At 73.2% G+C, this 26,459-nt stretch carries 20 protein-coding genes; 7 read left to right on the plus strand and 13 right to left on the minus strand.

Annotated elements, in window-relative coordinates; genetic code table 11:
- Positions 1 to 14: 14 nt before the first annotated feature.
- The 3 genes from FRCN3DRAFT_RS0200525 to FRCN3DRAFT_RS0200540 all read right to left on the minus strand — a co-directional run bounded on the left by FRCN3DRAFT_RS0200525 (position 15) and on the right by FRCN3DRAFT_RS0200540 (position 3,403).
- Entirely contained in the window at positions 15 to 986 is a 972-nt protein-coding gene (locus tag FRCN3DRAFT_RS0200525; protein ID WP_007512812.1) for a type II secretion system F family protein, read from the minus strand.
- Positions 987 to 1,080: 94 nt separating this feature from the next.
- A complete protein-coding gene (locus FRCN3DRAFT_RS0200535) occupies positions 1,081 to 1,941 on the minus strand; it encodes a type II secretion system F family protein (RefSeq protein WP_007512808.1) in 861 nt (286 codons plus the stop codon).
- 76 nt (positions 1,942 to 2,017) lie between these two features.
- Positions 2,018 to 3,403 (minus strand): TadA family conjugal transfer-associated ATPase, encoded by a 1,386-nt coding sequence (locus FRCN3DRAFT_RS0200540; RefSeq protein ID WP_007512806.1) that lies wholly within the window; start codon positions 3,401 to 3,403, stop codon positions 2,018 to 2,020.
- Positions 3,404 to 3,998: 595 nt separating this feature from the next.
- On the opposite strand from FRCN3DRAFT_RS0200540, the gene FRCN3DRAFT_RS0200545 reads away from it, so the two are divergent.
- Entirely contained in the window at positions 3,999 to 5,930 is a 1,932-nt protein-coding gene (locus FRCN3DRAFT_RS0200545) for a PAS domain-containing protein (protein WP_007512805.1), read from the plus strand.
- An 11-nt stretch (positions 5,931 to 5,941) separates the two neighbouring features.
- Here FRCN3DRAFT_RS0200545 and FRCN3DRAFT_RS49050 read toward each other — a convergent pair whose 3' ends face one another.
- Positions 5,942 to 7,546: a hypothetical protein gene (locus FRCN3DRAFT_RS49050; RefSeq protein WP_007512803.1), complete on the minus strand. Its 1,605-nt coding sequence runs from the start codon at positions 7,544 to 7,546 to the stop codon at positions 5,942 to 5,944.
- Between the two features lie 530 nt (positions 7,547 to 8,076).
- The gene (locus FRCN3DRAFT_RS0200555) at positions 8,077 to 8,559 is read right to left on the minus strand and encodes a DUF6912 family protein (RefSeq protein WP_027140115.1); all 483 of its coding nucleotides are present in this window, start codon (positions 8,557 to 8,559) and stop codon (positions 8,077 to 8,079) included.
- A gap of 443 nt (positions 8,560 to 9,002) precedes the next feature.
- On the opposite strand from FRCN3DRAFT_RS0200555, the gene FRCN3DRAFT_RS0200560 reads away from it, so the two are divergent.
- Together FRCN3DRAFT_RS0200560 and FRCN3DRAFT_RS0200570 are read left to right on the plus strand one after the other, a co-directional pair.
- Positions 9,003 to 9,497 carry a transcriptional regulator gene (locus FRCN3DRAFT_RS0200560; protein ID WP_027140116.1) on the plus strand — a complete coding sequence of 165 codons (495 nt, stop codon included), beginning with the start codon at positions 9,003 to 9,005 and terminating at the stop codon, positions 9,495 to 9,497.
- A gap of 364 nt (positions 9,498 to 9,861) precedes the next feature.
- A complete protein-coding gene (locus FRCN3DRAFT_RS0200570) occupies positions 9,862 to 11,052 on the plus strand; it encodes a patatin-like phospholipase family protein (protein ID WP_007512797.1) in 1,191 nt (396 codons plus the stop codon).
- A gap of 33 nt (positions 11,053 to 11,085) precedes the next feature.
- Here the strand turns inward: FRCN3DRAFT_RS0200570 and FRCN3DRAFT_RS0200575 are convergent, their stop codons facing one another.
- Both FRCN3DRAFT_RS0200575 and FRCN3DRAFT_RS0200580 read right to left on the minus strand, forming a co-directional pair.
- Positions 11,086 to 12,426, minus strand: a complete 1,341-nt coding sequence (locus FRCN3DRAFT_RS0200575; RefSeq protein ID WP_007512795.1) for a CpaE/TadZ family protein — start codon at positions 12,424 to 12,426, stop codon at positions 11,086 to 11,088.
- Positions 12,423 to 13,256, minus strand: a complete 834-nt coding sequence (locus FRCN3DRAFT_RS0200580; protein WP_007512794.1) for an SAF domain-containing protein — start codon at positions 13,254 to 13,256, stop codon at positions 12,423 to 12,425. The genes FRCN3DRAFT_RS0200575 and FRCN3DRAFT_RS0200580 overlap by 4 nt, the downstream gene beginning before the upstream one ends.
- 733 nt (positions 13,257 to 13,989) lie before the next feature.
- Between FRCN3DRAFT_RS0200580 and FRCN3DRAFT_RS0200585 the strand changes: the two genes are divergently transcribed.
- On the plus strand, positions 13,990 to 14,226 hold the full coding sequence (locus tag FRCN3DRAFT_RS0200585; RefSeq protein ID WP_007512793.1) for a helix-turn-helix domain-containing protein: 237 nt from the start codon (positions 13,990 to 13,992) through the stop codon (positions 14,224 to 14,226).
- A gap of 63 nt (positions 14,227 to 14,289) precedes the next feature.
- On the opposite strand, the gene FRCN3DRAFT_RS0200590 is transcribed toward FRCN3DRAFT_RS0200585, so the two are convergent.
- Positions 14,290 to 14,856 (minus strand): hypothetical protein, encoded by a 567-nt coding sequence (locus FRCN3DRAFT_RS0200590; RefSeq protein ID WP_007512792.1) that lies wholly within the window; start codon positions 14,854 to 14,856, stop codon positions 14,290 to 14,292.
- Between the two features lie 506 nt (positions 14,857 to 15,362).
- Between FRCN3DRAFT_RS0200590 and FRCN3DRAFT_RS0200595 the strand changes: the two genes are divergently transcribed.
- Both FRCN3DRAFT_RS0200595 and FRCN3DRAFT_RS0200600 read left to right on the plus strand, forming a co-directional pair.
- Positions 15,363 to 16,931, plus strand: a complete 1,569-nt coding sequence (locus FRCN3DRAFT_RS0200595; protein WP_051466094.1) for a LysM peptidoglycan-binding domain-containing protein — start codon at positions 15,363 to 15,365, stop codon at positions 16,929 to 16,931.
- Positions 16,932 to 16,967: 36 nt separating this feature from the next.
- A complete protein-coding gene (locus FRCN3DRAFT_RS0200600; protein ID WP_007512790.1) occupies positions 16,968 to 17,870 on the plus strand; it encodes an Rv3235 family protein in 903 nt (300 codons plus the stop codon).
- Positions 17,871 to 17,950: 80 nt separating this feature from the next.
- Here FRCN3DRAFT_RS0200600 and FRCN3DRAFT_RS41965 read toward each other — a convergent pair whose 3' ends face one another.
- Together FRCN3DRAFT_RS41965 and secA are read right to left on the minus strand one after the other, a co-directional pair.
- Positions 17,951 to 19,756, minus strand: coding sequence for a serine/threonine-protein kinase (locus tag FRCN3DRAFT_RS41965; protein WP_007512789.1), 1,806 nt, complete (start codon positions 19,754 to 19,756; stop codon positions 17,951 to 17,953).
- Between the two features lie 275 nt (positions 19,757 to 20,031).
- Positions 20,032 to 23,013, minus strand: coding sequence for a preprotein translocase subunit SecA (gene secA / locus FRCN3DRAFT_RS0200610; protein ID WP_007512788.1), 2,982 nt, complete (start codon positions 23,011 to 23,013; stop codon positions 20,032 to 20,034).
- Between the two features lie 278 nt (positions 23,014 to 23,291).
- Between secA and FRCN3DRAFT_RS41970 the strand changes: the two genes are divergently transcribed.
- Positions 23,292 to 23,858: a GNAT family N-acetyltransferase gene (locus FRCN3DRAFT_RS41970; RefSeq protein WP_007512787.1), complete on the plus strand. Its 567-nt coding sequence runs from the start codon at positions 23,292 to 23,294 to the stop codon at positions 23,856 to 23,858.
- Positions 23,859 to 23,882: 24 nt separating this feature from the next.
- On the opposite strand, the gene FRCN3DRAFT_RS0200620 is transcribed toward FRCN3DRAFT_RS41970, so the two are convergent.
- The 3 genes from FRCN3DRAFT_RS0200620 to FRCN3DRAFT_RS0200630 form a co-directional block, all read right to left on the minus strand.
- A complete protein-coding gene (locus tag FRCN3DRAFT_RS0200620) occupies positions 23,883 to 24,596 on the minus strand; it encodes a response regulator (protein WP_007512786.1) in 714 nt (237 codons plus the stop codon).
- Positions 24,597 to 25,026: 430 nt separating this feature from the next.
- On the minus strand, positions 25,027 to 25,896 hold the full coding sequence (gene hpf, locus FRCN3DRAFT_RS0200625) for a ribosome hibernation-promoting factor, HPF/YfiA family (RefSeq protein ID WP_007512785.1): 870 nt from the start codon (positions 25,894 to 25,896) through the stop codon (positions 25,027 to 25,029).
- 312 nt (positions 25,897 to 26,208) lie between these two features.
- Positions 26,209 to 26,459: phosphoribosyltransferase family protein (locus FRCN3DRAFT_RS0200630; protein ID WP_007512784.1), on the minus strand; the 251-nt coding region annotated here is incomplete at its 5' end.

A 26,459-nucleotide genomic window follows, 5' to 3' on the forward strand; every position in this document is an offset into this window, starting at 1 on the left:
CGGATACCAGCGCGTCATTGCGCGAAGAACGTGAAGCTCACGAGCGCCGGATAGAAAGCGAAGATCACCGTCGTCGGCAGCACCAGGAAGACGACGGGAATCATCATCGCGATCTCCTTGCGCCCGCCGGCCTCCAGCAGCTGGCGCCGGCCGGCCTCCCGGACGTCGACCGCCTGCGCGCGCAGCACGTCCGCCAGCGGGGTGCCGCGCTCGATCGCGACGGCCATTCCGTCGACGAACCGCGCGAGCGACGTCAGCGTGGTCCGGTTGGCGATTCCTTCCAGCGCCTGCACCAGGGTGGCGCCGGCGCGGGCGTCGGCGAGCGCGAGCCGCAGCTCATGGCCGAGCTCGCCGCGGGTCAGCCGGGCGACCCGCTCGAGCGCGCCGACCGGCGACTCCCCGGCGGTGACCGCGAGCGCGAGCAGCTCGGCGACCGTCGGGAACTCCGTGAGCATCTGGTCCTCACGCTCCCGGATGGCCCGGGTGAGGTACCACTCCCTGGCGACCACACCGCCCGCGACCCCGGCGACGATCAGCGCGACGCCGACGGCGGGTGGCGGCCCGATCCCGGCGGTCGCGCGCAGAACCAGCAGCAGCGCCCCGACGAGGCCGCCGACCACCGCCCAGATCACCTGCTGGGCGCGGAACTCCTCAACGGACGTGCGGCCACCGGCCTGGGTCAGCCGGCGCGCGAGGCCCGCCCTGCCGCCGAGGAACCGGTCGAGCCGGCGGGCCGCGTCCGTGAGGAACGGCCGGGCCAGCGCCTCGACCGCGGCGAGTGGAGTGGGTGCCGCGCGCCCGGCCCGGCGAAGCTCGCGGGCGGTCCGCTCGTCGAGCAGCCGGGACGGCGCCGGGGTGTCGCGCAGGTAGGGCTCGACCCGATCGGCATAGCGGATCCGGCGCGCCCGCGGCGAGCGCACAGCAATGATCACCAGGCCGGCGCCGGTGAACAGTCCCAACAACGCTCCGGTGGCGGCGAGGCTCATCGCTGACCCGTCCCCTCGTTCCCGGCTTTCTGGATCATGTTTGCCTGGGTCATGACTGTCTGGGTCATGACTGTCTGGAGCACGGTCGCCTCGGTCACGGTCGCAGCACCCGTCCCTCCTCCGGCAGCCGGCCGATCCGTTTCATGAGCAGGTAGGCGAGCAGCGAGACGACCCCGCCGCCGACGAGCACCCCGACCCCCGTCGGGCTGTCGTAGGCGGACACGTTCTGGCCACGGGTGGCGAGCAGCAGCAGCACCACCCAGGGCGCCGCGAGGGCGAGCCGAGCCGCGTTGACCGTCCAGCCCTGCCGCGTCTCCAGCTCGGCGCGGGTGCGGGCGTCCTCGCGCAGGAAGGTGGACAGCGTGCGCAGCAGCCGGCCGAGATCCGTACCGCCGACCTCCCTGGCCAGCCGCAGCGACTCGATGATCCGGTCGGCCACCGGATCGGCGAGCTCGTCGGAGAGCCGGTCCAGGCAGGTGCTGAACGAGCCGGTCGCCCGGTACTCCTCGCCAAACCGGGTGAACGCCCCGCGCAGCGGCGCCGGCCCGCGCTGACCGACCGCGGCGAGTCCCTCCGGCAGCGACATCCCGGCGCGCACGGCGCTGGCGAGGTTGTCGACGACGTCCGGCCACATCGCCCGAAGGTCGTGCATCCGGGATCGGCGGCGGCGAACCACCAGCGTGCGCGGCAGGAACGCGGCGAACACGAAGAACGCCGCGGCGAGCGAGACGGTCGACGTGAAGGCGAAGATGATGAAGCCGACGACCACGCCGACGACCACGCTCACGGCGACGAACTGGCTGGGGCTCAGCCCTCGCACCCCGGCCTGGGCGAGCAACTCGGCGGTGGACCGGTGCCAGTTCGCCTCGGGGCTCGCCTCCCGTGACCGCTGCCGGCGCGGGCCGACGATCAGGAAGAGCCCGAGGCCGAACAACAGCCCGACGAAGATTCCCATCAGCCCACCCCCGTGGCCGTCCGCTGGGTCCGCTGGCGTATCTGGCTCCGCCGGCGAGTCTGGCTCCGCCGGCGGATCATCGGTCGACCGCGATCTCGGGCCAGCCGCCGCGCTCCGGCGGGGCGAGCACCGCGGCGAGGTCGTAGCCGGCGCGGGCGAACCGCTCCGGGTGCGGCGGGTAGCCCTCGGCGCGCACCAGCGTGTCGCCGTAGGCGCGGAAGATCTGCGCGACCTCGACGACGTCGCCCTCGGCGCGGCCCGGCAGGGCGACGATCTCGGTGGCGCGTCGCCGCCCGTGCGCGTCCTTGGCCAGGTGGACGACGATGTCGACGCTGGCGGCCACGGTCGGCACCACGAAGTTGTGGCTGACGTTCTCACCGGCCAGCAGCGGCAGCGTGCACAACTTCGTGACCGCCTCGCGGGCGGAGTTCGCGTGCAGGCTGCACATCCCGGGCAGGCCGGAGTTCAGCGCGATCAGCAGGTCCAGCGCCTCCTCCTGGCGGACCTCGCCGACCAGCAGCCGGTCGGGGCGCATCCGCAGCGCCTCCTTGATCAGCCGCCGCAGCCGGATCTCTCCGCTGCCCTCCAGGTTCGCCTGCCGGGTCTGCATCGCCACCCAGTCCGGCGAGCGCAGCCGCAGTTCGAAGACCTCCTCGCAGCTGATCACCCGCTCCCTGGCCGGGATCGCCGAGCCCAGGCAGTTGAGCATCGTCGTCTTCCCCGCCTGGGTGCCGCCGGCGACGATGATGTTGAGGCCGGCGACGACGGCGGCCTCGAGGAACGCGGCGGCGGCCGGCGGGAGTGTGCCCATCGCGACCAGCTCGTCAAGGCTCGACGCCGAGAGGATGAACTTGCGGATGTTGACCGACCAGTGCTGGCGGGTCACGTCCGGGATGACGACGTGCAGCCGCGAGCCGTCCGGCAGCATCGCGTCCACGAACGGCGTCGACAGGTCCACCCGCCGCCCCGACGACTTGAGCATCCGCTCGACGAGGTCCTGCACCTGGTCGGCGGTGAGGATCGTGTTGGTGAGCTCGCTGCGGCCGTGGCGGGCGATGAACACCCGGCCCGGCTCGTTGATCCAGATCTCCTCGACGGTGGGGTCGTCGAGGTGGCGCTGCAGCGGGCCGAAGCCGGCCACGGCGTCGTAGACGAGCCGCGCGGTCAGCTCTCGGTCCGCGACGGCCGGCAGGTCGCTGGTGAGGACCCGGTCCTCATAGTCGGTCAGGACGTCGTCGACCAGGCGGCGCACGGCCATCGGCTCCCGCACCGGGTCCAGCGAACGCCGCCGGACCAGCTCCCGGACCTCCGCCTCCACGAGAGAGCTCGCGTCGAGCCAGCCGCCCGGCCCCGGACCGCCCGTCAGGCCGCCGTTCAGGGAGCCACCGCCCAGAGGGCCCCCGCCCAGGGGGCCACCACGTACAGCCGCCACGAGAGTCCGCCGCTCCTCGTCCAGGCGCACGTGTCACCACCTCGCGTCAGCGGGCAATCGCTACGAAGGGTAGGAACGTCGCCACATCCCGGCAACCCCTGATGAAGGGGGCGCACGGAACCAACATTCGCACAATCCCCGTCGGCTCGTGGTGGCGGGGTATGTTCGGCTTGGCGCTTTCCGTGAGAACGTCATCACTTGAGCAACGAGGGCGATGACGAGAGGTGATGTTCATCGGCCCGACGGATCGCCGACCCTCGGCACGGGTCCGGGTCGACGCGACCGGCGCAGGTCGGGCGGTCCGGGTCGATGCCCCAGATCACGGCGGTTCCGGCTCACAGCTCGCGGCTCCCGCCACATCGCCGCCTCGGACCCGCCGCGTCGAGGCAGCCGGCGAGTCACGAAGGAAGCCAATCCGGACAACCCGGTACCGGGCGACCGGACCCGTCAACGGCGACAGGCCACAGCCATGTACCTGATGGCACCTTCACCCGGCGCGCGCTAACCTGGCGACGCTTAGCAACCTTCCACGTTCGCTCAGTCACGAGCCGTTCGGCGACGGACCTTCCCCCCACGTCCACCGCCTTGTCGGACCGCCGTGGCATGCCTCCCGGGGGTGTCAACTGTGGGCGTTCCCATGCCCGACCAGTCCGACGAGTGGGGCGCCGAGGGCAGCCTCGGCGAAGCGGCGCTCGGCGAGGCGTCCCACAGTGCGGCCGGCGAAGGCACTGATGACCGCGACGTCACCACCGACGCCCCCCTCAGCCGCGCTCCCCATGGCCGGCACGGCGACGGCACGAACGCCGTCGCCGGCGAACACGACGCCGCCGCCGCGAACGACGCTGGCGGCGCGAACGACGGTGCCGAGACCGCCGGGTGGGACCTGTTCCGCCGGATGGCGATGAGCTGCCCACTGCCGGTCTTCGCCACCGACGCGGTCGGCCGGCACGTCTTCGTCAACCCACGATGGAGCGAGCTGACCGGCGTCGAGCCCGACGAGGCCATGGGCTGGGGCTGGGAGCGCGCGATCCACCCGCACGACCTGCTGGTCGTGACCAACCAGTGGGGACGGGCCCGGTCGGGCGGCGACGGGCTGTGGGTCCGGCTACGGCTGCTGCGCCCCGACGGACTGCACCGGGCGGCCATCCTGCAGGCGGTACCGACGGGAGTCGAGGGAGGCGTCCCGCGCTTCATCGGGACGCTCACCCCGCTCCCCCCGCTGCCGGCCTCGCTGCCGACTCCCCGCCACGGTGCCGGCGCGGCGCCCACGCCCCTGCCACCGCCGCTCGCGGCTCCGCCCGGGCCGGTCCCGGCGGAGCAGGCGACGGCGAAGGAGACGACCACGAGGGAGACGGCCACGGGGCCTCACGACGCGCCGGGCCGGGATACGCCGGAGAGGGACGGTGCCGACGACCAGGGCCGTACCCGCGAGGACGACGGCCGCGCGACGATCCCGGTCCCGGTGCCACGGCCACGGACCGGGCAGGAGCCACCGTGGGTGACCGCGGCCGGTCGCGGCACGCCGGAATCCGAGGGTCGGGACGACGTGGCGCCCTGGAGCGGCGACGACCTGCCCGCCTGGGAGGCCGAGGACGGCGGCGACGGCGAGGTTGGCGAGACCGCGGGCAGCTGGTGGGACGAGGCAATGAACCTGACCGGCCGGGACGACGTGGGGGCAGCCGGCCTGAACGCCCCGTTCGACGAACGTGGCCCGGGCCGCTCCCGACGTGACCATCTCGCCTGGGACGGCAACCGCCGCCGCGCCGCCGCGCCCGATGGCGGGGACACCTGGCCGGGCAACACGGAGACGAGGACCGCGCCGACGCTGGGGGGCGAGTGGCGCGCCGCCATCGCGCTGCACGGCCGGGACGCCGGCAGGCACGACGTCCAGGACCGGGATCCGGCGGCGGCCCATCCGCACCCGCACGACAGCCGCCAGCACGCCCGGGCGCACGCCCAGGCGGGCGGCCAGGGCCGCGGCCCGGCCGGCGGCGACGGCCAGGGCCACACCGGCGGCAACGGTTCCGGGCAGGGCGGCGGGCGCGGCTCCGGCATGGGCGACAGCGGGCGCGGCCAGCCCGACCGGCTACCGCCGGCGGAGTGTGGATGCCTCTATGGGGAGCTGACCCGCGCGGAGGCGGCCTGCCGCGACCGGGAACGCTGGCTCACCAGCCTGCTCGCCGAGCTGCCGGCCGCGGTGCTGCTCGCCGACGCGCACAGCCAGGTCGTCGGGGTCAACCAGGCGTACTGCGACCTGTTCGACCTCGCCGAGGCGCCGGTCGACCTCGTCGGCACCGACTGCCGCCTGCTGCTGCGTCCGCGTACCGGCCTCGTCGACGACCCGGCCGGCTTCGCCGACCGCCTCGACACGCTGCTGCGGCGCCGGCGCACCCTGCGCCGCGAGACGGTGATGTTCGCCGACGGCCGGGTCTTCGAACGCAGCCACCTGCCCCTGGTCAGCCCGGACGGCTACCGCGGCCACCTCTGGCTGTACGTGGACGTGACCGACCGGCGCATCCTCGACGCGGAGATCGAGGGCCTGATCTCCGAGCTGTAGCCGCCGGAGACCTACAGTCCGCCGTGGTAGCGGGCCTCCAGCTCGCGGGCCTGGCCGACCCAGTCGTCGGAGACGATCCGGGTCCCGAACCCCTCCAGCAGCGCCACGAGGCGCTCGACGTCGGTGTCGCCCATGGTCGCGAGCTGACGGAACGAGGTGACGCCGAGCCCGCGCAGCCGCGCCTCGATCACCTGGCCGATGCCGACGATCTCCTTGAGGTTGTCCGCCGAGGCCACCGGCTCCGCGAGGCCGCCCCAGGACGGGAACGTCTCCGCCGCCGTCCTGGGCTTCGGCCGCGCACCGGCGTTGGCCGGCGGCACCTTCGCCGCCTGAGCGGCCGGGGCCAGGGGCGCGGCCACCGGGGCGCCGGCCGCGGGAGCCCCAGGGGACGCGGGGGCCGCCGTCTCGCGGCGGGGCTCGCCGGTGGCCGGTGCGTCGCCGTCCGCGCCATCCATGCCAACCACGCTCGCCATGCCAACCACGCTAGCCACGCCGATCGGGACGTCCAGCCCGTCAGCCGTGTCCCGCGGGGCCTCGGTCGCGGGAGCCCTGGTCGTGGGGACCGTGGGGGCCTCGGTCGCCCGGGTGGTCGCGGCGCTGGTCGCCCAGGTGGCGGCGAGCGCCTCGACCTCGGCGATCCTGCGGAGCAGCCCGGCGCGTTCGGCGGCCCACTCCGCCTGGCGGACCTCCAGCCGCTCGGTCAGCGCGGCGGTCTGGTGGGCGGCCTCCTCGGCCTCGGTCCGCACGGTCGCGAGCCGCGCGGAGAAGCTGGCCGCCCGGGTCTCCGCCTCGGCGAGCGCGGTCCGCAGGTGGGCGGCCTGGCCATCCCGCCCGTCGCCCTCGCGGCGCAGCTCCGCCTCGATCTGGGCGATCCGTGCCTGCGTCGCGTTGACCTGCTCGGCCGCGTTCGCCGCCCGCCGCTCGGCCGCGCTCACCCGGCTCTCCGAGGCGGTGGCCCACAGCTCCGCCGCCGCCAGGCGGGACGCGAGATCCGCGTTCTCGACCGAGCTGCGTTCCTCCTGCCGGCGCAGCCGTTCGGTCAGGGCCGCGATCCTGTCCTGGTCGAGCGCCGCGAACTCGGCGTCCGTCCCGGCATCGCCGATGGCGGCGTCCTGGGCGGTGTCACCCTCGGCCACCTCGGCCACCTCGGCCTCGGCCGTCTGGACCTGCGTGATCTCGTCTTCCGCGGTCCCGGCCTGCGCGATCCCGGTCCGGGCGATCTCGTCCTCCGTGATCCCGGCCCGGGCGGTGTCGCCCTGCGCGATCCCGTCTTCCGTGATCTCGGTTTCCATGATCTCAGCTTCCGCGATCTCGGCTTGGGTGGTGTCGCTCTCGGCGGTCAGGTCCCGCACGGGCTCGTGGATGGCCCGGTCCGCCTCCGGGCCCGCCGCCCGTCCGCGTCCGGTTCCGCCAAGAACCGACACGTTGGTGGTCGCGGCCAGCACCGCCGGGCCACGCGGCCGGCCGGAGGCGGGCATCGCCGCGGCGGCACCCATGCCGGCGAGCGCCGGCCGCTGCCGCCGGATCGGCCCGATCAGGAAGACCCATGCCAGCGCGGCACCGAGAACCAGCGCCACCAGCATGAACGCCAGGATCTGCTCGGCGAGGTAGAGCACGGGAACCAGCCTCCCTCCCTCGCCCGGATCCCGGGCGAGGGCGGTCGAACACGGACATCGATCGATGAGTGACCGGAGTGAGCGACCATCAGCACAAGATCGTCACGGGCCGGTGAATCTGGAGCCACGGACCACCGACCACCAGCCTCGGCCCACGTGCGGGCGAGGCGATGATCGCTTGTTGAGAAAAACCTCTGGTCGGGCAACGCGCCACGACGACCGACTCCGGCCCCGCGTTGCGTTGTCCGATACGTGCTCGTCTGGCACGGGACAATAGCGCGCCAGCCACGCCAGACCAGACAGCGACCCGCCGAGCGACACAGCCCGGACACACCGCCCCAATCACCTCGCGGGCCGGAGGGCGGGAGCGGGGTCGGCGGCGAGGACGAGCCGATCCTGGCGACAACCCGCGCCCACGGCAAGGCCCGGGCCGGCGGCAAGGGCCACGCCGGGCCGGGCCGGGCGGGCCGGGCGGGCCGGGCGGGCCGGCGGAGCGTCCGACGAACAGGGACGACCCGAGCCGCGCGCCGTCAGAACAGGTCTGCGATCTCCTGGGTGGCGTACCAGAGGAGCTCGTGGCCGTCCGCGCCGTCGACGATGAACGCGGCGTCCTCGCTGCCCAGATCGGCCGCCATGACCGAGTCGGCCGCGGCGGCCACGGCGGGCTCGGCGTCGGCGGCGTCCGCGTGCACCGCGCGGACCCTGGCCAGCGGCACGGCCGCGGTGACCTCGACGACACCCCGGTCGAGGTCATCCCTGACCCGGACACCCGCGTCGTCGACGTCGACGGCGAACACCACCCGGCGTCTGGGCGCATCGGCGTCGGCGTCGAGCAGGCGGAGGCAGGCCCGCGCGGCGGCGAGCAGCGCCGCGTACTCCATCTCCTCCGTGTCCGACCAGGCGTACCACTCCCGGACAGCCGGGGTGACCGCGAATCCCAGTCCGGCGGGCACGGCACGTTCGTCGATCACTGCTCGCGCAGCCGTCGGCGTTGACGGCAGGTAGACACGCACGCCGTCAGTCTGCCCCTTCCGTCGCGAACCCGTGAACGGGGGTCGATAGCAGCGCGTGACGGGGGGTTACGCGGAGCGATTCGCGGGCATCGACACGAGCAGTGACGGAGGCATTCGCCACCGCCAGCCCAGCGGGGTTTCCCCTCGACCCGCTCGCAAACAACGAGGGGAGCCCACCACTCGCCAAAGGGGGGGCACGCCGATGGCAACGGGTAGTCAGCAGTGTCACCTTTGATGGCGTTTTGTCCGATATTAAGCGCAAGATCGATACCTAGAGTATTTTCGATCTAGGTAAGATGGTAAACGGACTCTTTCGGCAGCGTTACTACCGCTGCCGCGTCTGGTGATCCCGCACGATGCCGACGGTAGGCCTGACGATCAAGAGGGGTCATGGCGACGTTACGGAGGGTTCGGATGCTCGTTCGAGGCTGGGGGTGAGTCGGGTGAGCCGGGAGTACGCGAAGGCCGTTGGTTCTCGCCTGAGGGCGATCCGTATTCAGCAAGGCCTCTCGCTGCAAGGCGTGGAGCAGAAGTCACGCGGTCGGTGGAAGACCGCGGCGGTCGGCTCCTACGAGCGCGGCGACCGGATGATCAGCGTGCATCAGCTCTCAGAGCTGGCCGGTTTCTACGGGGTACCGGTCTCGGCGCTGCTGCCGAACGAGGATCAGCTGCCTCCGCGCGAGCGGCGGCCCAGGACCGTGCTCAACCTCGAGAAACTGGCCGCGGCCCCGACAGACACCTCCGCCCTGGTGCGCAGGTGGGTCGCGCAGATCCAGCGGCAGCGCGACGACTACGCCGGCCACGTCCTGTCCATCCGAGACGGCGACCTGCGCGCACTCGCCCTGCTGCACGACACCACTCCGCAGGAGTTCGCCGACCGGCTGCGTTCCTGGGGAGTTCTGGAAACCACCTTCCCGGAGCCCGACGAGCCCGAGTGAGGCGAAGGCGCCACGGCGCCCTCGCCGTCGGCGCCGCACGCCCGGCCAGGAACACACATACCGAGCGGTACGAGCGGTCAATGCGGACCGTGGACCGGAACCTCGGTGACCTCAGCCGACCCCGGAAGGTGCCACCCGGCGGGTGGCCGGCTCGAGAACACCCCGTGTGAACGGCCCACGCGGACGTGGCCGTGGCCCGCGCGACCCGCACGACCCGATCTTCGTCGATCGGAGCCGTCGCGAGCCGCCGCAGATCGACGCGGAGATGCCGCGCCACGCACACCCCGCCAGCAGCCCAGGCCATCGGCGGCGGACGCGAGGCCGGTCGCGCGGGCTTCGGTCGCCGCGCTGGGAGGTGGTGGCGATGCCACGCAAACAGGCTCCGCGCCGAGGGCTGGTCCTCGGGGCCGGTGGAATACTCGGCTCTGCCTGGATAATCGGCGCTCTACGGGCGTACCAGGCCCAGACCGGCGACGATGCCCGGTCCTTCGACCTGATCGTGGGCACGTCGGCCGGTTCGGTGGTCGCGACGCTGCTCGGCCTGGGTGTCGACGTCGACACGATGGCTGACTCCGAGCGAGGACTGTACGGACCGGGCGCGCCCATCCTGGACTACCGGGACCTCGGGGCGTCATTGCCGCCGCCGCCCAGAATGCGGATGGGTTCGCCGCGCCTGCTGACCAGCGCGGTGCTGCACCCCCGCCGGACGACGCCGATGGTGGCGCTGGCCGCACTGCTGCCACAGGGCCGTGGCACGATCGCCGCCGTCGGCGACCTGATCGCGGGCGCCGCCGCGCGGCACTCGGCGAGTGCCACCACCTGGCCACGCCCGCTTCGGGTCGTCGCGATGGACTTCGACACCGGCGCACGCGTGCTGTTCGGCGCGAGCGGTGCCCCCAAGGCCATGGCTTCCCAGGCCGTGATGGCCTCGTGCGCCATCCCCGGCTGGTACGCCCCCGTCACGATCGGCGGCCGGCGGTTCGTCGACGGCGGAACCCGCTCGCCGACGTCGCTGGACCTGTGCGTGGACGCGGGGCTCGACGAGATCCTGGTGCTGGCGCCGGCCTGCGCCTTCGACGGCGACCGGCCGCGGCACCCTGTCGCCATCGCCGAGCGCCAGCTACGCCGGGCCGCCACCCGGCGGCTCGCCAGGGAGATCGCGCTGGCGGAGGCGACCGGGACGAGCGTGTGCGCGCTGGCCCCCGGCCGGGAGGACCTCGAGGTGATGGGCGGCAACGTCATGGACATCACCCGGCGCGCCGAGGTGTTCGAGACCGCGCTGCGCACCTGTGCCGCCGCGTTCGCCGAACGGGCCGCCGGCGCGGCCGAGCCGGCGGCGGTGCCGGAACGCGCGGCCGCGGTGACGGTCCAGCCGACGAGGCCGACGAGGCCGACCACGCCGAGGAGACCCACCGTGCCGACGGTGGCGCCCACGGTCACCAGCACCGCGCGCCTCGCGGCGACGCCCACCCGCCGCACCGGGCCGGTGCGGCGCCCGACCCTCCGGGACGAGCCCGAGCTCACGGTCCGCGAGGAGCCCGGTCTCGCCGGCTGACCGGGCCGCCGGGGAGGGGTCCCCGGCGGCCGTTCAGCGGCGGGCCGGCAGGCGGCGGCGCTGGCGCTGGCCGCGGGGCGTGCGGCCGGTCAGGCGGGTCGCGAGGTCGCGGATCGCCGCTCGCGCGGGCGACGCGGGGGCGATGTCGCGCAACAGCTGACCGGCGGCCTGGGCCGCGTCGAACGACGCCAGGTCGTACGGGACCAGCGCCATCGGCTCGGTGCCGGTGTGCCGGTTGAGCGCCCTGGCGATCTCGCGGCGCGGGTCGCCGCCGGCCACGGAGGCGCGCAGCCGGTTGACGACGACCAGCGGCTCCACGCCGGGGACCAGCTCGCGCAGGTCCGAGAGCCCTCGGACGAACCGGACCAGGGCGACGGGCTCGGCGGAGGTCACCGCCACCACAGTGTCGGCGTCCGCCAGCACCGTGAGCGTGGCTCCGTTGCGCCGCGGGGCCGACGTGTCGAAGCTCAGCTCCTCGTCGGCCTCGAGGCAGAAGCCGCAGTCGACGATGACGAACTGAGCGAGCCGCCGGGAAAGGTCCAGCACGTTCTCCAGCGCGGACGGCCGCAGCTCCGGCCAGCGCGACGGCCTGGCGATGCCGGGCAGCACCCGCAGGCCGCCGCCGAGGTCGCGGCACAGCACGGCGAGCCGAGGCACGTCGAGCGTGCCTTGGTTGGCCGCCCGCGCGGCGGCGGCGAGGCCGGGCGCCTCCTCGAGCAGGCCGACGAGCTGGCCGATGGACCCACCGTAGGAGTCCGCGTCGATGAGCAGCGTGGACGCGCCGAGGTCCGCGAGCTCGGCGGCGAGGCTCAGCGCGATCGTCGTGCGCCCGGGGGCGCCGGTCGGGCCCCAGACGGCGACGACCCGCCCCTGGCCCACCGGCGCGTGGGCACGCTCGTCGTCGAGGTCGTTCGTCTCGTCGAGGACGGGCGGCAGCATGGCGCCGTAGCCGACGACCGGCTCGCTGAAACCGTGGCTGATCGACACCGGGCCGATGGCCGGGCGGGTGGTCAGCGCCTTGGTGGCCTCCACGACGGCGGCGGCCACCGTGTGGGCGGTCGCGTCGGCCGTGATCACGGCGACGACGCCGAGCTGGCGCAGCCGCCGGTCACCCGCCTCGTCGCCGGGCGCGATCAGGCCGACGACGGCCACGTTCGCCTGCGCGAGCCGGGCGAGTGCCTCCCGGTCGAGGCGACGCAGGTCGGCCGAGAGCAACGCGGCCCGCGCCGCGCCCGTCGTCGCGGCGGCGAGCAGGTCCGGAAGGTCGACACAGCGACGGACGACGGTGACGCCGAGGTCATTGCGGTCGAAGGCGGAGACCAGTCCGGCCTCGACGACCGAGTCCGTGACCGCGGTCAGGATCGGCAGGCTCACCGGCCGTACCCCGGCGCCGCCGTCGGCCCGGTCTCGCCCACCTGACCACGACCGTCACGTTCCAGCTTCACGATGTCGACGCGCTCGCTCTGCGACGCGGCGACCGCCCGGATCGCCGCGTCCACGGGCACTCGCAGCGTCAGCGACCGGTCGCCTGTCGCGATCCGCAGCTCGCCGAGGAACTCGACGTCGTGCAGGACCATCACCTCGGCGCCGGCCCCGCCGGCCGCGGGGGTGCCCACGCCGTCCGACTGTCCCTGCCCGTCCGGGGTGGCGGCCCCGCCGGAGGTGACCGTCGCGTCGACGGCACCGGCCGGCTGGTAGACGTACACGTCGACGTGGTCACCGGGAACCAGGGTGGGAACCCTGCCGGCCTTGACCACCACGGGCACGATCCGGGTCGCCGCGGCGTCGGCGGCGGCGAAGTCTCCTCCGCTGAGGAGCTCGCCCTTGCCTACCGGGCGGGCGAGCGTGCCGCCGACGACCTCCTTCGACCGTCGCCCCGGGTAGTAGCGGGCGGCCGTGGCGTCGTCGAGCTGGGCGCGCACCGTGACGAGATCCGCCGCGGTGACGACGTGACCGGCGGGCAGATCGGCCCTGGCGGCCACCCAGGAGGCCGTCTGGTCCGCCGTCGCGAACAGCCGGGCGCCGATCACCACGGACACCAGCACGAGCAGCACGCCGAACAACAACCGGGTGTCGCGCCAGCCGCGGCGGCCGATCCGGCGGGCCGGCGGTGACGGCGGGGTGATCGGGTCCGCCCGCCTGCCGGATGGGCGACGTCCATCCGGCGGGGACCCAGGGCCGAGGGCGGGCGCCAGGTCGGTCACCGTGGTCTCCTCATCGTGCTCGATCACCCGCGGGCGGGTGCCCCGGAGTGGCGGCGGTTCCCACGACGGGACTCGTGCCCGACCGGCGAGCGACCGCCGGTCGTGGTCGGACCGTCGCGCCGTGCGCTTGACGGGCGACGCGCACGGATATGCGGCGTTGCACAGCGTACGCGCCGATGGACCACATCGTGGCACCTGTGGGGATCTCCCACTGGACACCGAGTTGGACGCTCCAGAAGGCCCACGAGATGTCCTCGGAGCAGCAGTTCCCGCGGCGTTCTTGGACTTGGCGCGCGGTATCCGCGAATCGGTCACCCGACGCGTACGGACGGGGCCGGAATGTCGCCGGCCCGAGGTCTTAGCGGTCTGACCGGGCGCGATCGAGGGCAGTTATCCACAACCGAAGGCATCCGAGCGCATCCCGGCGAGAAAACCTGGTACACACGTCGTAGACACCGGTCGGCCTCCACGGAGCCCTTAAGCGCTCAGAGCCCTTAAGCCTGCAGAGCCCCTGAGCCCACAGAGCCTCTGAGCCGCTCCAGGGGCGGCCAGCCGCACCTGTCCGCCCGCGCGCCTTCCCGGCAGCGGGCGGCCGGGCGGTGGCGACACCCGGGGCGGGGCACGCTGGTCGCTGGGATGGAGCCGAGGGGCACACGCGGTCGCGACGGGGGCCGTGCGGGCGGTCGGCCGAACGGATGTCGGACGGGCGGCGGAGGGGATAGAGGTCAGCTCGATGAACGAACGGTTCCTGCAGCTCACCGACGTTGCGGAGATCCTCAACATCTCGGCGTCACAGACCTACGCGTTGGTCCGCAGCGGCGAGCTGCCCGCCATCAAGATCGGCGGGCGCGGCCAGTGGCGGGTGGAACGCAGCGAGCTGGAGGCCTACATCCAGCGCGCCTATGAGCAGACCCGGGCATTCGTGCTCGCCAACCCGCTGACCCGCCACGAATCACTGCCAGACGACTGACCGCCGCGGGCGCCTGGTCGGCGACGGCGGAGCGCCCGGCGGTCAGGTCCCGCGGAGCAGGACTCAGGTCCGGCGCAGCAGGACGATCGCGGCCAGCGGAACGGTGCAGCCCTCGACGGCGCGCGGCCGGCGAAACTCGCCCGGGGCATGCTCGGCGAGGTCGACGAAGTCGGCGCCCACCCGGTCGATCGTTCCGCTGACCGTCCGTCCGTCGGCCAGCATGACCAGGCAGCCGGACCGGTCCCTGGCGACGCCGCGCAACGCATGCCGCAGGTCGAGGCGGGCGCCCACCCGGCCCTCGTGCCCCGGGTGCGCCGCCTCGCCACGCAGCCCGCGCACCGCGAGCAGGGACCGCACCGGGATCAGGGCCTCGCCCCCGCCGGCATCCTCGGCGAGCAGCCAGTCCGCCCCCAGCGCGAGCAGCCGACCGGTGATCACGCCTCGTTCCGGACCGGGCTGGCCGAGGATGTCGAAGCGCATCCGGTGCCCGACGGCCGGGCGTAGCCGGTCGACGAGCCTCAGGTAACCGATCTCCAGGCGACTACGGTCCGCGACCTCGGCGGCAAGCTCGGCGGCCTCGGCCGCGTCCCACTGCGCCTCAAGATCCGCGAACAACGCCTCCCAACGCAACCTGGCACCCCCTTTGGCCGTCCCGACAATACGGACCGATCGGGTCCGCCCAGGCAGCCGGCACCAGACCGCCGGGCACACCCGCCGGCCGCCAGGCAAGCCCGGGCGGGCCGAGCGCCGTCAGCCCGTACCCGGCCAGACAACCAGGATTGACACTTTGCCGCCAGAGGGCTACACAAGCAAACAGAAGCAAACGAAGTACTCCATGGCTTCGCTGCCGAGCAGAAAGGGGTCGTACCGAACGGGGCCCACCACAAGCGGACCCGACGGAACTGGCTTCGGCGAAGCAGCTTGTCCGCCACCTCGGGTGGTCTCCCGGTGACCCGCCGCCGTGGAGACGGTCCCGCCCTGGGTGGCGCCGGAGGCGGCGGGCTGACAGGCGAGTGCCCGTTCGGGGGGATGACCCCCCGAACCATCCGGGGCGGGCCCAGCGTGTTCGCTGCCCACAGGGCGGCCACGCGACGGCCCACGGCGCGAAGCGAGGCGCGATGAGATCGATCCGGCGCGTGTTTCGGGCCGTCCTCCCGATCGCGTTGGCGGGTGGCGTCGCCGCGATCCTGCTCGTCGCCGGCCCCGGGCTCGCGGACCTGCCGACGGGCGTCGGCGACGTTCCGCGCTGGTTCTCGGACGCGCCCGAGCAGGCGCTGGTCACGGCGGTGGCGGCGGCCGCGTGGGCCTGCCTGCTGTGGCTGTGCCTGGGCGTCGTCATCGGGTCGCTCGCGGCGCTGCCCGGGGCGGCCGGGCGTGGCGCCGGACGGCTGTCACGCTGGATGCTGCCGCGCGCGCTGCACCGGCTGCTCGAGGTCAGCCTCGGCCTGACGATCGTCGCGAGCAGTGCGGGTGGGCTGATCGCCGCGACGCCCGCGTCCGCGAGCGTGCCCCGCGACTCGCCGACGGCCGCCCAGACCCACGCGTTTCCCGACGTCTCCGCGCCCGTCGTCCCGGCGCCGGCGCAGAGCGGGGCCCCGGGCTCCTTCCCAGATCTGTCGGCTCCGGTCGTCAACCCGAGGTCCCCAGATCTCTCGGCCCCGGTCGTCAGCTCGGGGCCGGGCACGAGCTCGCCTACCCGGGGAGGTCCGGCGCCAGCGCCAGCGCCGCCGCCGGCCGCGAGCAGGGCACCGGCCGCACCCACCCGCAACCCACCCGCGCCCGCGACCCGCCCCCCGACGACCCAGCCCCCGGCTCCGGCGCCGGCGCCGGCCACCACCGCACCCGCCGCACCGCCACCGGCTCCGGCTCCGGCTCCGGCCACCACGACACCGGCCACGCCACCGCCGGCGGTTCCGGCACCGGCCACCACCCCACCAGCGGCTCCGGTCACCCCGCCGGTCCTGGCACCGGTCACCGCGACGCCGGCCCCGTCGGCCCCGACGACCGGACCGGCAATCCCGCTCACTCCGAGTGCTCCCGACGCCTCCGGCCAGCCGTCCGGGTCGCCCACCGCCCCGGCGTCCGCCTCCCCAGGGGGGCCACAGCCCGGGCTGCCCGCGGGCACCCCGATCGTCGTGCTCACCCCCAGGGACCAAGGCGTCCCGCCCTCAGCCACTCCTCAGACGGGCGCCCCTGCCCCCGGCGCCCCGTCGTCCTCCCCCAGCCCGACGGCGGCCTCGCCCTCGCCGACGGCGCTCCCGGCCCCGCCGTCCCAGCCGGTCGACCCGACGTGGACGCCCGCGGCCACACCAACGCCGTCCATGAGCCCGACGCCCTGGACGCCGACGATGCCCACGACCGCCCCACCCCCGTCCACCGTCCGCCCGGCCGGAATGCCGGCCGGGGGCTTTCCTGACCTGACGGCGCCGACGATTCCCTCCCCCTCGCCGGGCCTCGATCCGCTGGGCGGCTCAGCGCCACGTGGGATCGGCGAGCCACCCGGGAGCGGCTCGTCGGCGGAGGTGGTTGTCCACCGGGGCGACTCGCTGTGGACGATCGCCGCGCGCCACCTCGGCCCCAGCGCCACCGATGCCCAGATCGCGGCCGAATGGCCACGGTGGTGGGCAGCCAACCAGGACGCGATCGGCCCTGACCCCGGCCTGATCCTTCCGGGGCAGCGGCTCCGGCCGCCCGACGGGCCCTGACCCCGCCCATACGGCCCGGCCAAGGAGGCACGCCAGATGACTCTTCCCAACGCTCGCGCGGGGCGGCCTGACCCGCCCGAGTCGCGCCCGGCCGCCCCGTTGCGCGGGCTCCGAGCGTTCGTGACCGAGCCGCCCTATGACGATGAGGCGCGAAACGCCGACGACGATGAGGCGCGAAGCGCCGACGATCACAAGACCTCCGGCGCGCACGACGACGAGACCCGAGCCGTGCGGGGCGACAAGACCCGAGGCGCCGACGACGCGGTGCGGCATACCGGCGACGACAGGCCGGGCGGCGCCGGTGAGGACCAGGTTCGGCGCACCGGCGACGACGAGATGCCCCGGACCCGCGTCGGCCGACGCGCTCTGCAGACCGGCGGGCGACGCGGCCCCGGCACCGCCGGCTCGTCCCACGGCCGGAGCGCGCGGCACGGCGCCGTCGCCCATCGTGGCCCTGGCGACGTTCGGCTTCCGCCGCCAACACCGTCCCCGGCCGTCACGGTCTCCCACGAACTCTCCCGGACGACGGACGACGTCTCGCTGCGCACCGCCTCCGGACGGTCGAACCTGGCGGCGCACCCGACGGCGCGCCGGGCGCCACTCCGGATACCCGCGCAGGCCCGGGACAGCCGTTTCCGGGAGAACCCGGGCCCGGCCGCGACGATCTTCGTCCGGGCCGTCGTGGAGGTGCTCGCCGGCGTGCGGCCGGTCTCGCACCTGGCCGGCTGGGCCACCCCGCGGCTACAGGCCGCGCTGGAGAAGGCCGGTGGCCAGTACCCGGGCCGCGGCTCGGTCCGCAGCATCCGGATCGGCGAGCCGCGGCCAGGCGTCGCCGAGGTCGTCGCGGTGGTCAACCGTGGCGACCGGGTGGCCGCCCTCGCGCTGCGCATGGAGTCGACGGGCGGGCGCTGGCAGGTGACCAACCTCCAGATCGGCTGACGCCCAGGGTGGGCCGCCACCCGAGGTGGGCTGGAGGCCACAAAAGCCCGGCCAGGTAGATCGTGGCGTCAACGGCCACGTCAGGAGGCGGGAAGCCGAGCGGAGATGCGCCAGCCGGCCGCGGTCCGGACCAGCGTGACGTCATTGCGCTCGGGGGCGCCCTGCTCCTTACGCAGGACCACCTTGCCGCTCGCGTCCAGGATCTCGTAGGCGCCCAGCTGCTCGGTGACCCGTAGCACCACCCGGTCCTGGGTCTGTTCCCGGATCTGCAGGTCCCGGACACGCAGCGACAGCCCGGAGACATGCCCGCCCTGACGGGCGACCTGCCGCAGCAGGGCAAGATCGGCGGCGTAGACCGCGCTGCCGGCCTCGTAGACGTCCCCCAGCGCGGACTCGTCGACCTGCTCGAACGCGCGGCCCCTGGCCGCGTCCAGACCGGCGAGCACCGTCTCCCAGGCCTTCTCCGGCGGCTGGCTTGGAGAAGGCCGCGTGCTCTGGGTTCCGGGGGTCGTCGGCTGTGACGTGGATCCGGCTGGCTGGGACGCGGATGGCGTCGCGCCGTCCGGCCCCGCTGGGTCGTCACCCGTTGACGTCAGAAGCAGGATGACGGCCGCCATGACCGCCACGAGCACGACGGCGCCGGTCACCACCCACCACGGCCGGGTGAGGGTTCCCAGCCGCGGTCGCCGCCCCGTCGCCTCGCGTCGGTCGGGTGCCCCGCCCAGCCGGGTAACTGTGGACGCCGCGAACTGCCCGTCGCCGGGTACGTCAACCGGTTGCCGCCACGGTGGCGCTTCCGGTACCAGCGAGACCGGCGGCGAGGGCGCTGGCGAGGCCGCCGGTTCGGCGTTCTGATCGGCGCCGCGACGGCCGGCGGCGCGAGCGGGTTGGCCGCCGCTCCCCAGCGGCTGGACAGAGCCGCCACCCGACCGGCCCAAGAGCGCGAGCGCCGATTCGGACGGCGCCGGCGGAGCCGCGTCGGCGGCCGGCGAGGCGTTGGGCACGAGCAGGTTGTAGAGCTGGGTGGCGGTCGGGCGGCGGTCCGGGTCGGGGTTCATCGCGTCGGTGACGAGGGCCCGTAGGGACTCGGGTACGCCCGACAGGTCGGGCTTCTCGTGGACGACGCGGTAGAGCAGGGCATGGATCGGTCCGATGCCAAAGGGCGGGTGCCCCGAGGCGGCGAAGGCGACGACACCGCCCCAGGCGAAGATGTCCGCGGCGGGGCCTACGCGTTCCCCCCGGGCCTGTTCCGGCGCCATGTATCCGGGGGTCCCCGCGTCGTGCTCGCCGGGAACCGCGGTGCCGTCCAGCGCGACGGCGATACCGAAGTCGATGACGAGCGGGCCGTCGGCGGACAGCAGCACGTTGGAGGGTTTCAGGTCGCGGTGGATGGTCCCCGCCGCGTGGATCGCGGTCAACGCGGTGGCGACCGCAATGGCCAGGCGCTCCAGCCGTGGGAGCTCGAATGGCCCGTTAAGCTGAACTTCCTCCGCCAGCGTGGGACCGTTGATGAACTCGGTGACCATGTAGGGAACACCGTCGGCGGTGCCGACATCAATCACGTCCGCCGTACAGAATCGGGCGACGCCGCGGGCGAGTTGCGCTTCACGCTGGAAGAGCCGTACGAACTGAGGATCGGCGGCCAGGTCTGGGCGGACAACTTTGATCGCGACCGCTGGCCCCGATGGGGCGCGGGCAAGGTAGACGCTTCCCATCCCACCCCGGCCGAGCACTCCCTCGACCCGGTACTCACCTACCTGAACCGGATCGTGCTCGGCAAGCGGCTTGAGCCAGCCGGGTGCCCGCGACACCGGCGACGCCAGCGGTGCCGACGGCGCGGGGGTTCGCCACCGCGGGAGAGACTCGCCGTCGGTCGGCGTCACCATGGCGGTCCCGCCCACGCGTATGCGGACATGTTTCGTTTCCGCATACGCGGCCCCCGCTGCACCGACGTCTCCCACGAACCGTCGAACGCCGGATCATCCGGCCCGCCTGACCATACCGCGCGAAACGTGACGACGCCGGCACGTCCGCCGCAATGCGGCGGACGTAGTTCGGTGTCAGCCGTCAGGTGTCAGGTGTCAGGTGTCAGGTTACGAGGGAATTCCCAATTTAGGGCTCTTGACGGCCCATTGATCCCGCTAACTACCTGACAATGGGCCTAACCCCGGCGGGCGGGGTCGCCGTGGCAGCGCTTGTACTTGCGGCCGGACCCGCACGGGCACGGCGCGTTGCGGGCGGTGCCCTTCGGCTCGCCGCCCAGGCCGCCGGCCGCCGCACCCCCGCCGGCTCCGTCGCGCCCGTACGCCGTCACCGGCTCCGGGCCGCCGTCGACCGACGGTGCCGAGTACTGCAGGCCCGTGCTTGGCCGGCGAGGCTCCAGGCCCTTGACGAACACCGGCGGCGGCGTGGGCGCCGTGGGTACCGGCGGGGTAGGCGCGGGTGCGGCCTGGCGGGCCGGGGCCTGGCCAGCCCCCTGCGCCCGCCGGTTGGTGCGCGCGCCGCCCCGTGCCAGCGGAGCGGTCTGCGCGGCCGGCGGCACGTCGCGCTCCGCGGCCGGCGGGTTCACCGCGGCCAACGGCTTCGGCGCGCCCAGCGTGGGAGCTGCCCCCGCCGCCGGCTGACCGCCCTGTTCCTCGTCGCGACCCGTCACCTGGACCTCGACGTTGAACAGCAGCCGGACGGACTCCTCCTTGATCCCTTCCATCATGGTCTGGAACATCGAGTAGCCCTCGCGCTGGTACTCCACCAGCGGGTCACGCTGCCCCATCGCCCGCAGGCCGATGCCCTCCTGCAGGTAGTCCATCTCGTAGAGGTGCTCGCGCCACTTCTTGTCCAGCACGGCGAGCACGACCCGCCGTTCGAGCTCACGCATCACGGGTTCGCCGTCGGGGCCCGTGCCGAGCTCGGTCTCCCGCCGGTCGTACGCGTCCTGCGCGTCGGTCTGGATGTCCTCGACGAGCATGTCCGTGCTCAGGCCGTCGCGGTCGTCAGGCGACGGTGCCTCCACCCCGACCGGGTAGAGCTGGCCGAGACCGGTCCACAGCGTGTCGAGGTCCCACTCCTCCGCGAAGCCCTCGGCGGTGGCGCCCTGCACGTAACCGGCGATCGTGTCGTCGACGAAGTGGCGGACCTGCTCGTGCAGGTCGGCGCCCTCGAGAACCTTGCGGCGCTCCTCGTAGATGACGGTGCGCTGCTTGTTCATGACCTCGTCGTACTTCAGGACGTTCTTGCGGATCTCGAAGTTCTGGCCCTCGACCTGGGTCTGGGCCGACCGGATCGCGCGAGTGACGATCTTCGACTCGATCGGCACGTCCTCGGGGATCTGCAGCCGGTCCATGATCCCCTCGACCGTGGACGCGTTGAACAGCCGCATCAGGTCGTCGCCGAGCGAGAGGTAGAACCGGGACTCGCCGCTGTCGCCCTGGCGGCCGGCGCGGCCGCGCAGCTGGTTGTCGATCCGGCGGGACTCGTGCCGCTCAGTGCCGAGCACATACAGCCCGCCGAGCTCGCGGACCTCGTCGTGCTCGGTGGCGACCGACGACCTGGCCTTCTCCAGGGCCTCCGGCCAGGCGGCCTCGTAGTCCTCGGGCGTCTCGAGCGGGGACAGCCCGCGGGAACGCAGCTCCCCCTGGGCGATGAACTCGGGGTTGCCGCCGAGCATGATGTCCGTACCGCGGCCGGCCATGTTCGTCGCCACCGTGACGGCGCCGCGCCGCCCGGCCTCCGCGATGATCATCGCCTCGCGCTCGTGGTGCTTGGCGTTGAGTACCTCGTGCTTGACGCCCTCTTTGGTGAGCTGCTTGGACAGGTACTCGGACTTCTCGACGCTGGTCGTGCCGACGAGGACCGGCTGGCCCTTCTTGTGCCTGGCCACGATGTCGTCGACGACCGCGGAGAACTTCGCGACCTCGGTCTTGTAGACGACGTCGGGCTGGTCGGCCCGGATCATCGGCTTGTTCGTCGGGATCGGCACCACACCCAGCTTGTAGGTCTGGTGGAACTCGGCGGCCTCGGTCATGGCCGTACCGGTCATCCCGGACAGCTTGTCGTACAGCCGGAAGTAGTTCTGCAGGGTGATCGTCGCGAGGGTCTGGTTCTCCTGCTTGATCTCGACCTTCTCTTTGGCCTCGATCGCCTGGTGCATGCCCTCGCTGTAGCGCCGGCCGTGCAGGATACGGCCGGTGAACTCGTCGACGATCAGGACCTCACCGTCGGTGACGATGTAGTCCTTGTCCAGCTTGTAGAGCTCCTTGGCCTTCAGCGAGTTGTTCAGGTAGCCGACCAGCGGGGTGTTCACCGACTCGTAGAGGTTCTCGATGCCGAGCTGGTCCTCGACCTTCTCGACCCCGGACTCCGTGATGGCGACGGTCCGCTTGCCCTCTTCGACCTCGTAGTCGACGTCACGGATGAGCAGCGGGGCGATCCGCGCGAACTCCGTATACCAACGGGTCGGCTGGTCGGCCGGGCCGCTGATGATGAGCGGGGTACGCGCCTCGTCGATGAGGATCGAGTCGGCCTCGTCGATGATGGCGAAGTTGTGGCCGCGCTGGACCAGCTCCTCGCCGCTCCACGCCATGTTGTCGCGCAGGTAGTCGAAGCCGAACTCGTTGTTGGTGCCGTAGGTGACGTCGCAGGCGTACTGCTCGCGCCGCGCCGAGGGCGGCATCTGCGGGTGGATCACGCCGATCGAAAGGCCGAGGAAGCGGTGGACGCGGCCCATGTTCTCGGCGTCGCGCTGGGCCAGGTAGTCGTTCACCGTGATCACGTGCACGCCCTTGCCCGCGAGCGCGTTCAGATACGCCGGCAGCGTGGAGACCAGCGTCTTTCCCTCACCGGTCTTCATCTCGGAGATGTTGCCGAGGTGCAGTGCCGCCCCGCCCATGATCTGCACGTCGAAGTGGCGTTGGCCGAGGGTGCGCCGGGCCGCCTCGCGCACCGTGGCGAACGCCTCCGGCAGCAGCGAGTCGAGCGTCTCCTCATCGTCCGCGAGGCGCTGGCGGAACTCGTCGGTCATGCCGCGCAGCTCGGCGTCCGAGAGGCCGACGAAGTCGTCCTCGATGAGGTTCACCTGCTCGGCGATGGCATGGAGCTTGCGCAGAATCCGTCCTTCGCCGGCGCGCAGGATCTTGTCTAGTACCACGGGCGAGACTCCTCGGGCTGGCATGTCGACGGGCGGGCCGACACCACGATGCTAGCCCTTCAACGGCCCTCGATCGGAACCCACGACACTCCCTGGCGCCGACTCCGCGAGATGTGTTGGGTGTCGGTCCCTCACCGGCCGGGCAAACGGCCGCATGATCGACGGGCGGAAAACCGGAAGCCCTGCGCGCAGGACCCTGCAATCGTGTGAGGCGCGGGGCGGCGACGGTACGCACCGGCCGGTCCGCGCCCGTCCCCCTAATTCCGGAGGAACACTCCATGTCCGTCCTGGAGCCGGTAGAGATCACCGCCGGCGCGCTGCACCTGCGCCCCTGGCGGCCGGACGACGCGGACGCCGTGTTCGCCGTCTGCCAGGACCCGGAGATCCAGCGCTGGACGAGGGTGCCGGTGCCCTACCGGCGCGAGGACGCGGTCGGGTTCGTCGCGGCGATCACCCAGGTCGGGTGGCGCACCGGCACGGGCGCGCACCTCGCGGTCGTCGACGCGACCACCGGTGGCCTGCTCGCCTCGGTCGGTCTAGCCGACATGCGCGACGCGGACGGGCTGCCGGGCGTCGCGCCGGGCGGGGACGCCGAGGTCGGCTACTGGTGCGCGCCGGACGCGCGCGGACGCGGCGTCACCACGGGCGCCGTGCGAGCGTTGTGCCGCTGGGGTTTCGGCGGACTGGGCCTGGCCAGGATCCGATGGATGGCGCTGACGGGCAACGAGGGCTCGCGACGGGTGGCGGTCAAGGCCGGGTTCGCGATCGACCCGACCCCCCGGCCGCTCCCGCACCCCCGCGACGCCGGCACCGCCGAGCACTGGACGGGCCTGCTGCTGCCATAGGGCTGGTGCCGCGCGGTGCCCCGCCTAGGTGATCTCGAGGAGCTTCTCGCGGACGGCGTAGACGACGGCCTCCATCCGGGAGTGCAGCTGGAGCTTCTCCAGGATGTTCCGGATGTGGTTCTTGACCGTGTTCTCGCTGATGAAGAGCTGCTTGGCGATGTCGCGGTTGTTCATGCCCTTCGCGACGAGCCGAAGCACCTCCATCTCCCGGTCGGTCAGCCGTGGGGTGGGCAGCTGCGGCCGGTCGTCCTTGTTCTTGATCATCGAGGCGAACTCGCTGAGCAGCTTCGACGCCATCGACGGGCTGATCAGGCTCTGCCCGTTGTAGACCGCACGGATGTCCGCCGCGACCTCGTCGATCGAGATCTCCTTGAGCAGGTAGCCCATCGCGCCGGCCTTGATGGCGTCGTACAGGTCGGCCTCCTCGTCGCTGATCGTCAACATGACGATCTTCGCGCTGGGCACCGCCTGCTTGATGGCGCTGGTCGCGTCGATGCCGCCCCGCCGCGGCATCCGCACGTCCATCAGAACGATGTCCGGAGCCATCTCGCTGGCCATCGTCACCGCCTCGGAGCCGTCGGCGGCCTCGCCGACGACCTCGATATCCACCTCCTGCGCGAGCACCATCTCCAGCCCACGCCGAAACAGCGCGTGATCGTCGACGATCAGCACCCGGATCGGGTTCTCCTCCGATGGCGCCCGCGGCGTCTCGGGCGAGCGCTGCTCGTCCACCGTCATCTGGCCTCCCTTGACCGCTGCCCCGATATACGGATGGCGGCGCGGCCAGACCCACGCGCGGACACCGCCCGTCCACGCACCGGCCCGGCAGCCAGACAGGGCCGAACTTCTCTCATCGGCCCATGGCGCCCGCCACCCGACGCCGATGATCCCACGTCGGTGAGCCTTTCCCCCACCGATCCGCGTTCCCCACCGATCGGCCAACATCGGACAAGGCACCAATTTCCAGGTTCGGCCTCATTCGGGCCCGGCGCGGGGGCCCACGGGGATCGCTGTGATACGTGGTCAGAGGTACATCGAGCGGCCGAAGCTGGAGGGCCGCCGGGAGTCGGACAGCGGCCGGCCCCCTGGGAGCCCGGTCGGGCTCCCAGGGGGCCGGCGCGGTGGGCCGGACAGGCCGGCTCTCACCGCGGGTGTTCCCTGAGACCTCCTATGACGCCGTTCCCACCCGTTCGCGCTCCTCGTCCGAGGCTGTCGCCGGGTCGTCCGGGTCGATCAGGTGGATGACGCCGTAGTCGTAGCCGTGCCGGCGGTACACGACGCTCGCCCGGCCGGTCGCCACGTCCTGGAAGAGGTAGAAGTCATGGCCGACGAGCTCCATGTTCGACAGCGCGTCGTCGAGCGTCATCGGCGCTGCCCGGTGCGTCTTGGTACGCACGACCATGGGTGAACGGTCCGGCTGCTCGTAGCGGTCGAGGTCGAGGCCATCGAGGTCCGGCTCGTCGATGACCCGCGCGCCGTTCGAGGCACCCGCGGGCCGCTGGCCGGCGCCGGTCGTGCCTCGGCGCCCCAGGGCGGCCGCGACGTCCGCCGGAGTGGCCACGCCACCACCGCCCGAAGGGGCCAGCCCGTCCGCCGCTGCCAGGCCCTGCTCGGGCGGGGCGGGCGCCGCCGAGCGCCCGTTCTGCTCCGGCGCCGCGGGGGTCGGGCCGCCACGGTCCACGATCGGTGGCCCGACGTAGGCGTGCCCGTGCCCCTGGCCGTGGTTGCCGTGCTGGTGGTCGACACGACGCTCGGCCGCCCGGCGCAGCCGTTCGGCGAGCTTGTTGGTCGCGCCGTCCAGCGCGGAGTAGGGGTCCGCGGCCGCGGCCTCGGCCCGGATCACCGGCCCGCGGCTGTAGAGGGTGAGCTCGACCCGCTCGCGGACATCCGCCAGGCGGGGGTTGCGTTCCCTGGAAAGCTCGACGTCGACCCGGATGACCTTGCCGTCATACCGCTCGAGCTTCGCGAGCTTGCTCTGGACGTGCGTACGGAACCGTTCTGGAACCGCCGTGTGCCGGCCCTTGACCACGATCTCCACGCGATCCACCTCCAGTTCGCCGGCCGGGTGTCCGGTTCGTGGTGCGGCGGCCTAGCCCGCATCCGGACGGGAGCCCGGCGCCCCGGTGCTGGCTCGAACCCGGACGGGCCCGAACGAACCGGGTCTAGTCGTCAGTACTGGCTGTCCCCCATCTCGTAAAACGCGCGCGCCTGCGGCCGCTTTGTGATCTCGATCGGTCCTGCCTGCCGGTTCCGTCCTCTCCTCTGGCTTGGGTGTCACGGATGTCGGCGCCCGCCCACCGGGGAGCGGGTGGTCGGACGACCCGCCCGTTCACCGGTAGGCCATCTAGTTTCACCCTTCCGGTACCCGCGTGGTGGGCAATCGGACACGTGGGCGCGCCGAGGTGCCGTCGACCGCCGCGATGACGGCGGTCGCCAGCACCGGTACCCCTGCCCGGCGAAGCGCCCGCACCGCCTCGGCGAGCGTGGCGCCGGTGGTCGCCACGTCGTCGACCACCACGATCTCGATCCCGCCGCCGCGGCCCGGCTCGCGGCCGGGCTCCAGGAGCGCCGCCGCCACCCGGGCCGCCGGGGCCGGGCGGG

Source organism: Pseudofrankia saprophytica (assembly GCF_000235425.2).
GTDB classification, from domain to species: Bacteria; Actinomycetota; Actinomycetes; order Frankiales; family Frankiaceae; genus Pseudofrankia; species Pseudofrankia saprophytica.

Coding starts and splice junctions, on each gene's coding strand:
- FRCN3DRAFT_RS0200525 (WP_007512812.1), bottom strand. CDS start 986: ATGAGCCTCGCCGCCACCGGAGCGTTGTTGGGACTGTTCACCGGCGCC.
- FRCN3DRAFT_RS0200535 (WP_007512808.1), bottom strand. CDS start 1,941: ATGGGAATCTTCGTCGGGCTGTTGTTCGGCCTCGGGCTCTTCCTGATC.
- FRCN3DRAFT_RS0200570 (WP_007512797.1), top strand. CDS start 9,862: ATGCCACGCAAACAGGCTCCGCGCCGAGGGCTGGTCCTCGGGGCCGGT.
- FRCN3DRAFT_RS0200585 (WP_007512793.1), top strand. CDS start 13,990: ATGAACGAACGGTTCCTGCAGCTCACCGACGTTGCGGAGATCCTCAAC.
- FRCN3DRAFT_RS0200600 (WP_007512790.1), top strand. CDS start 16,968: ATGACTCTTCCCAACGCTCGCGCGGGGCGGCCTGACCCGCCCGAGTCG.
- FRCN3DRAFT_RS41965 (WP_007512789.1), bottom strand. CDS start 19,756: ATGGTGACGCCGACCGACGGCGAGTCTCTCCCGCGGTGGCGAACCCCC.
- FRCN3DRAFT_RS41970 (WP_007512787.1), top strand. CDS start 23,292: ATGTCCGTCCTGGAGCCGGTAGAGATCACCGCCGGCGCGCTGCACCTG.
- FRCN3DRAFT_RS0200620 (WP_007512786.1), bottom strand. CDS start 24,596: ATGACGGTGGACGAGCAGCGCTCGCCCGAGACGCCGCGGGCGCCATCG.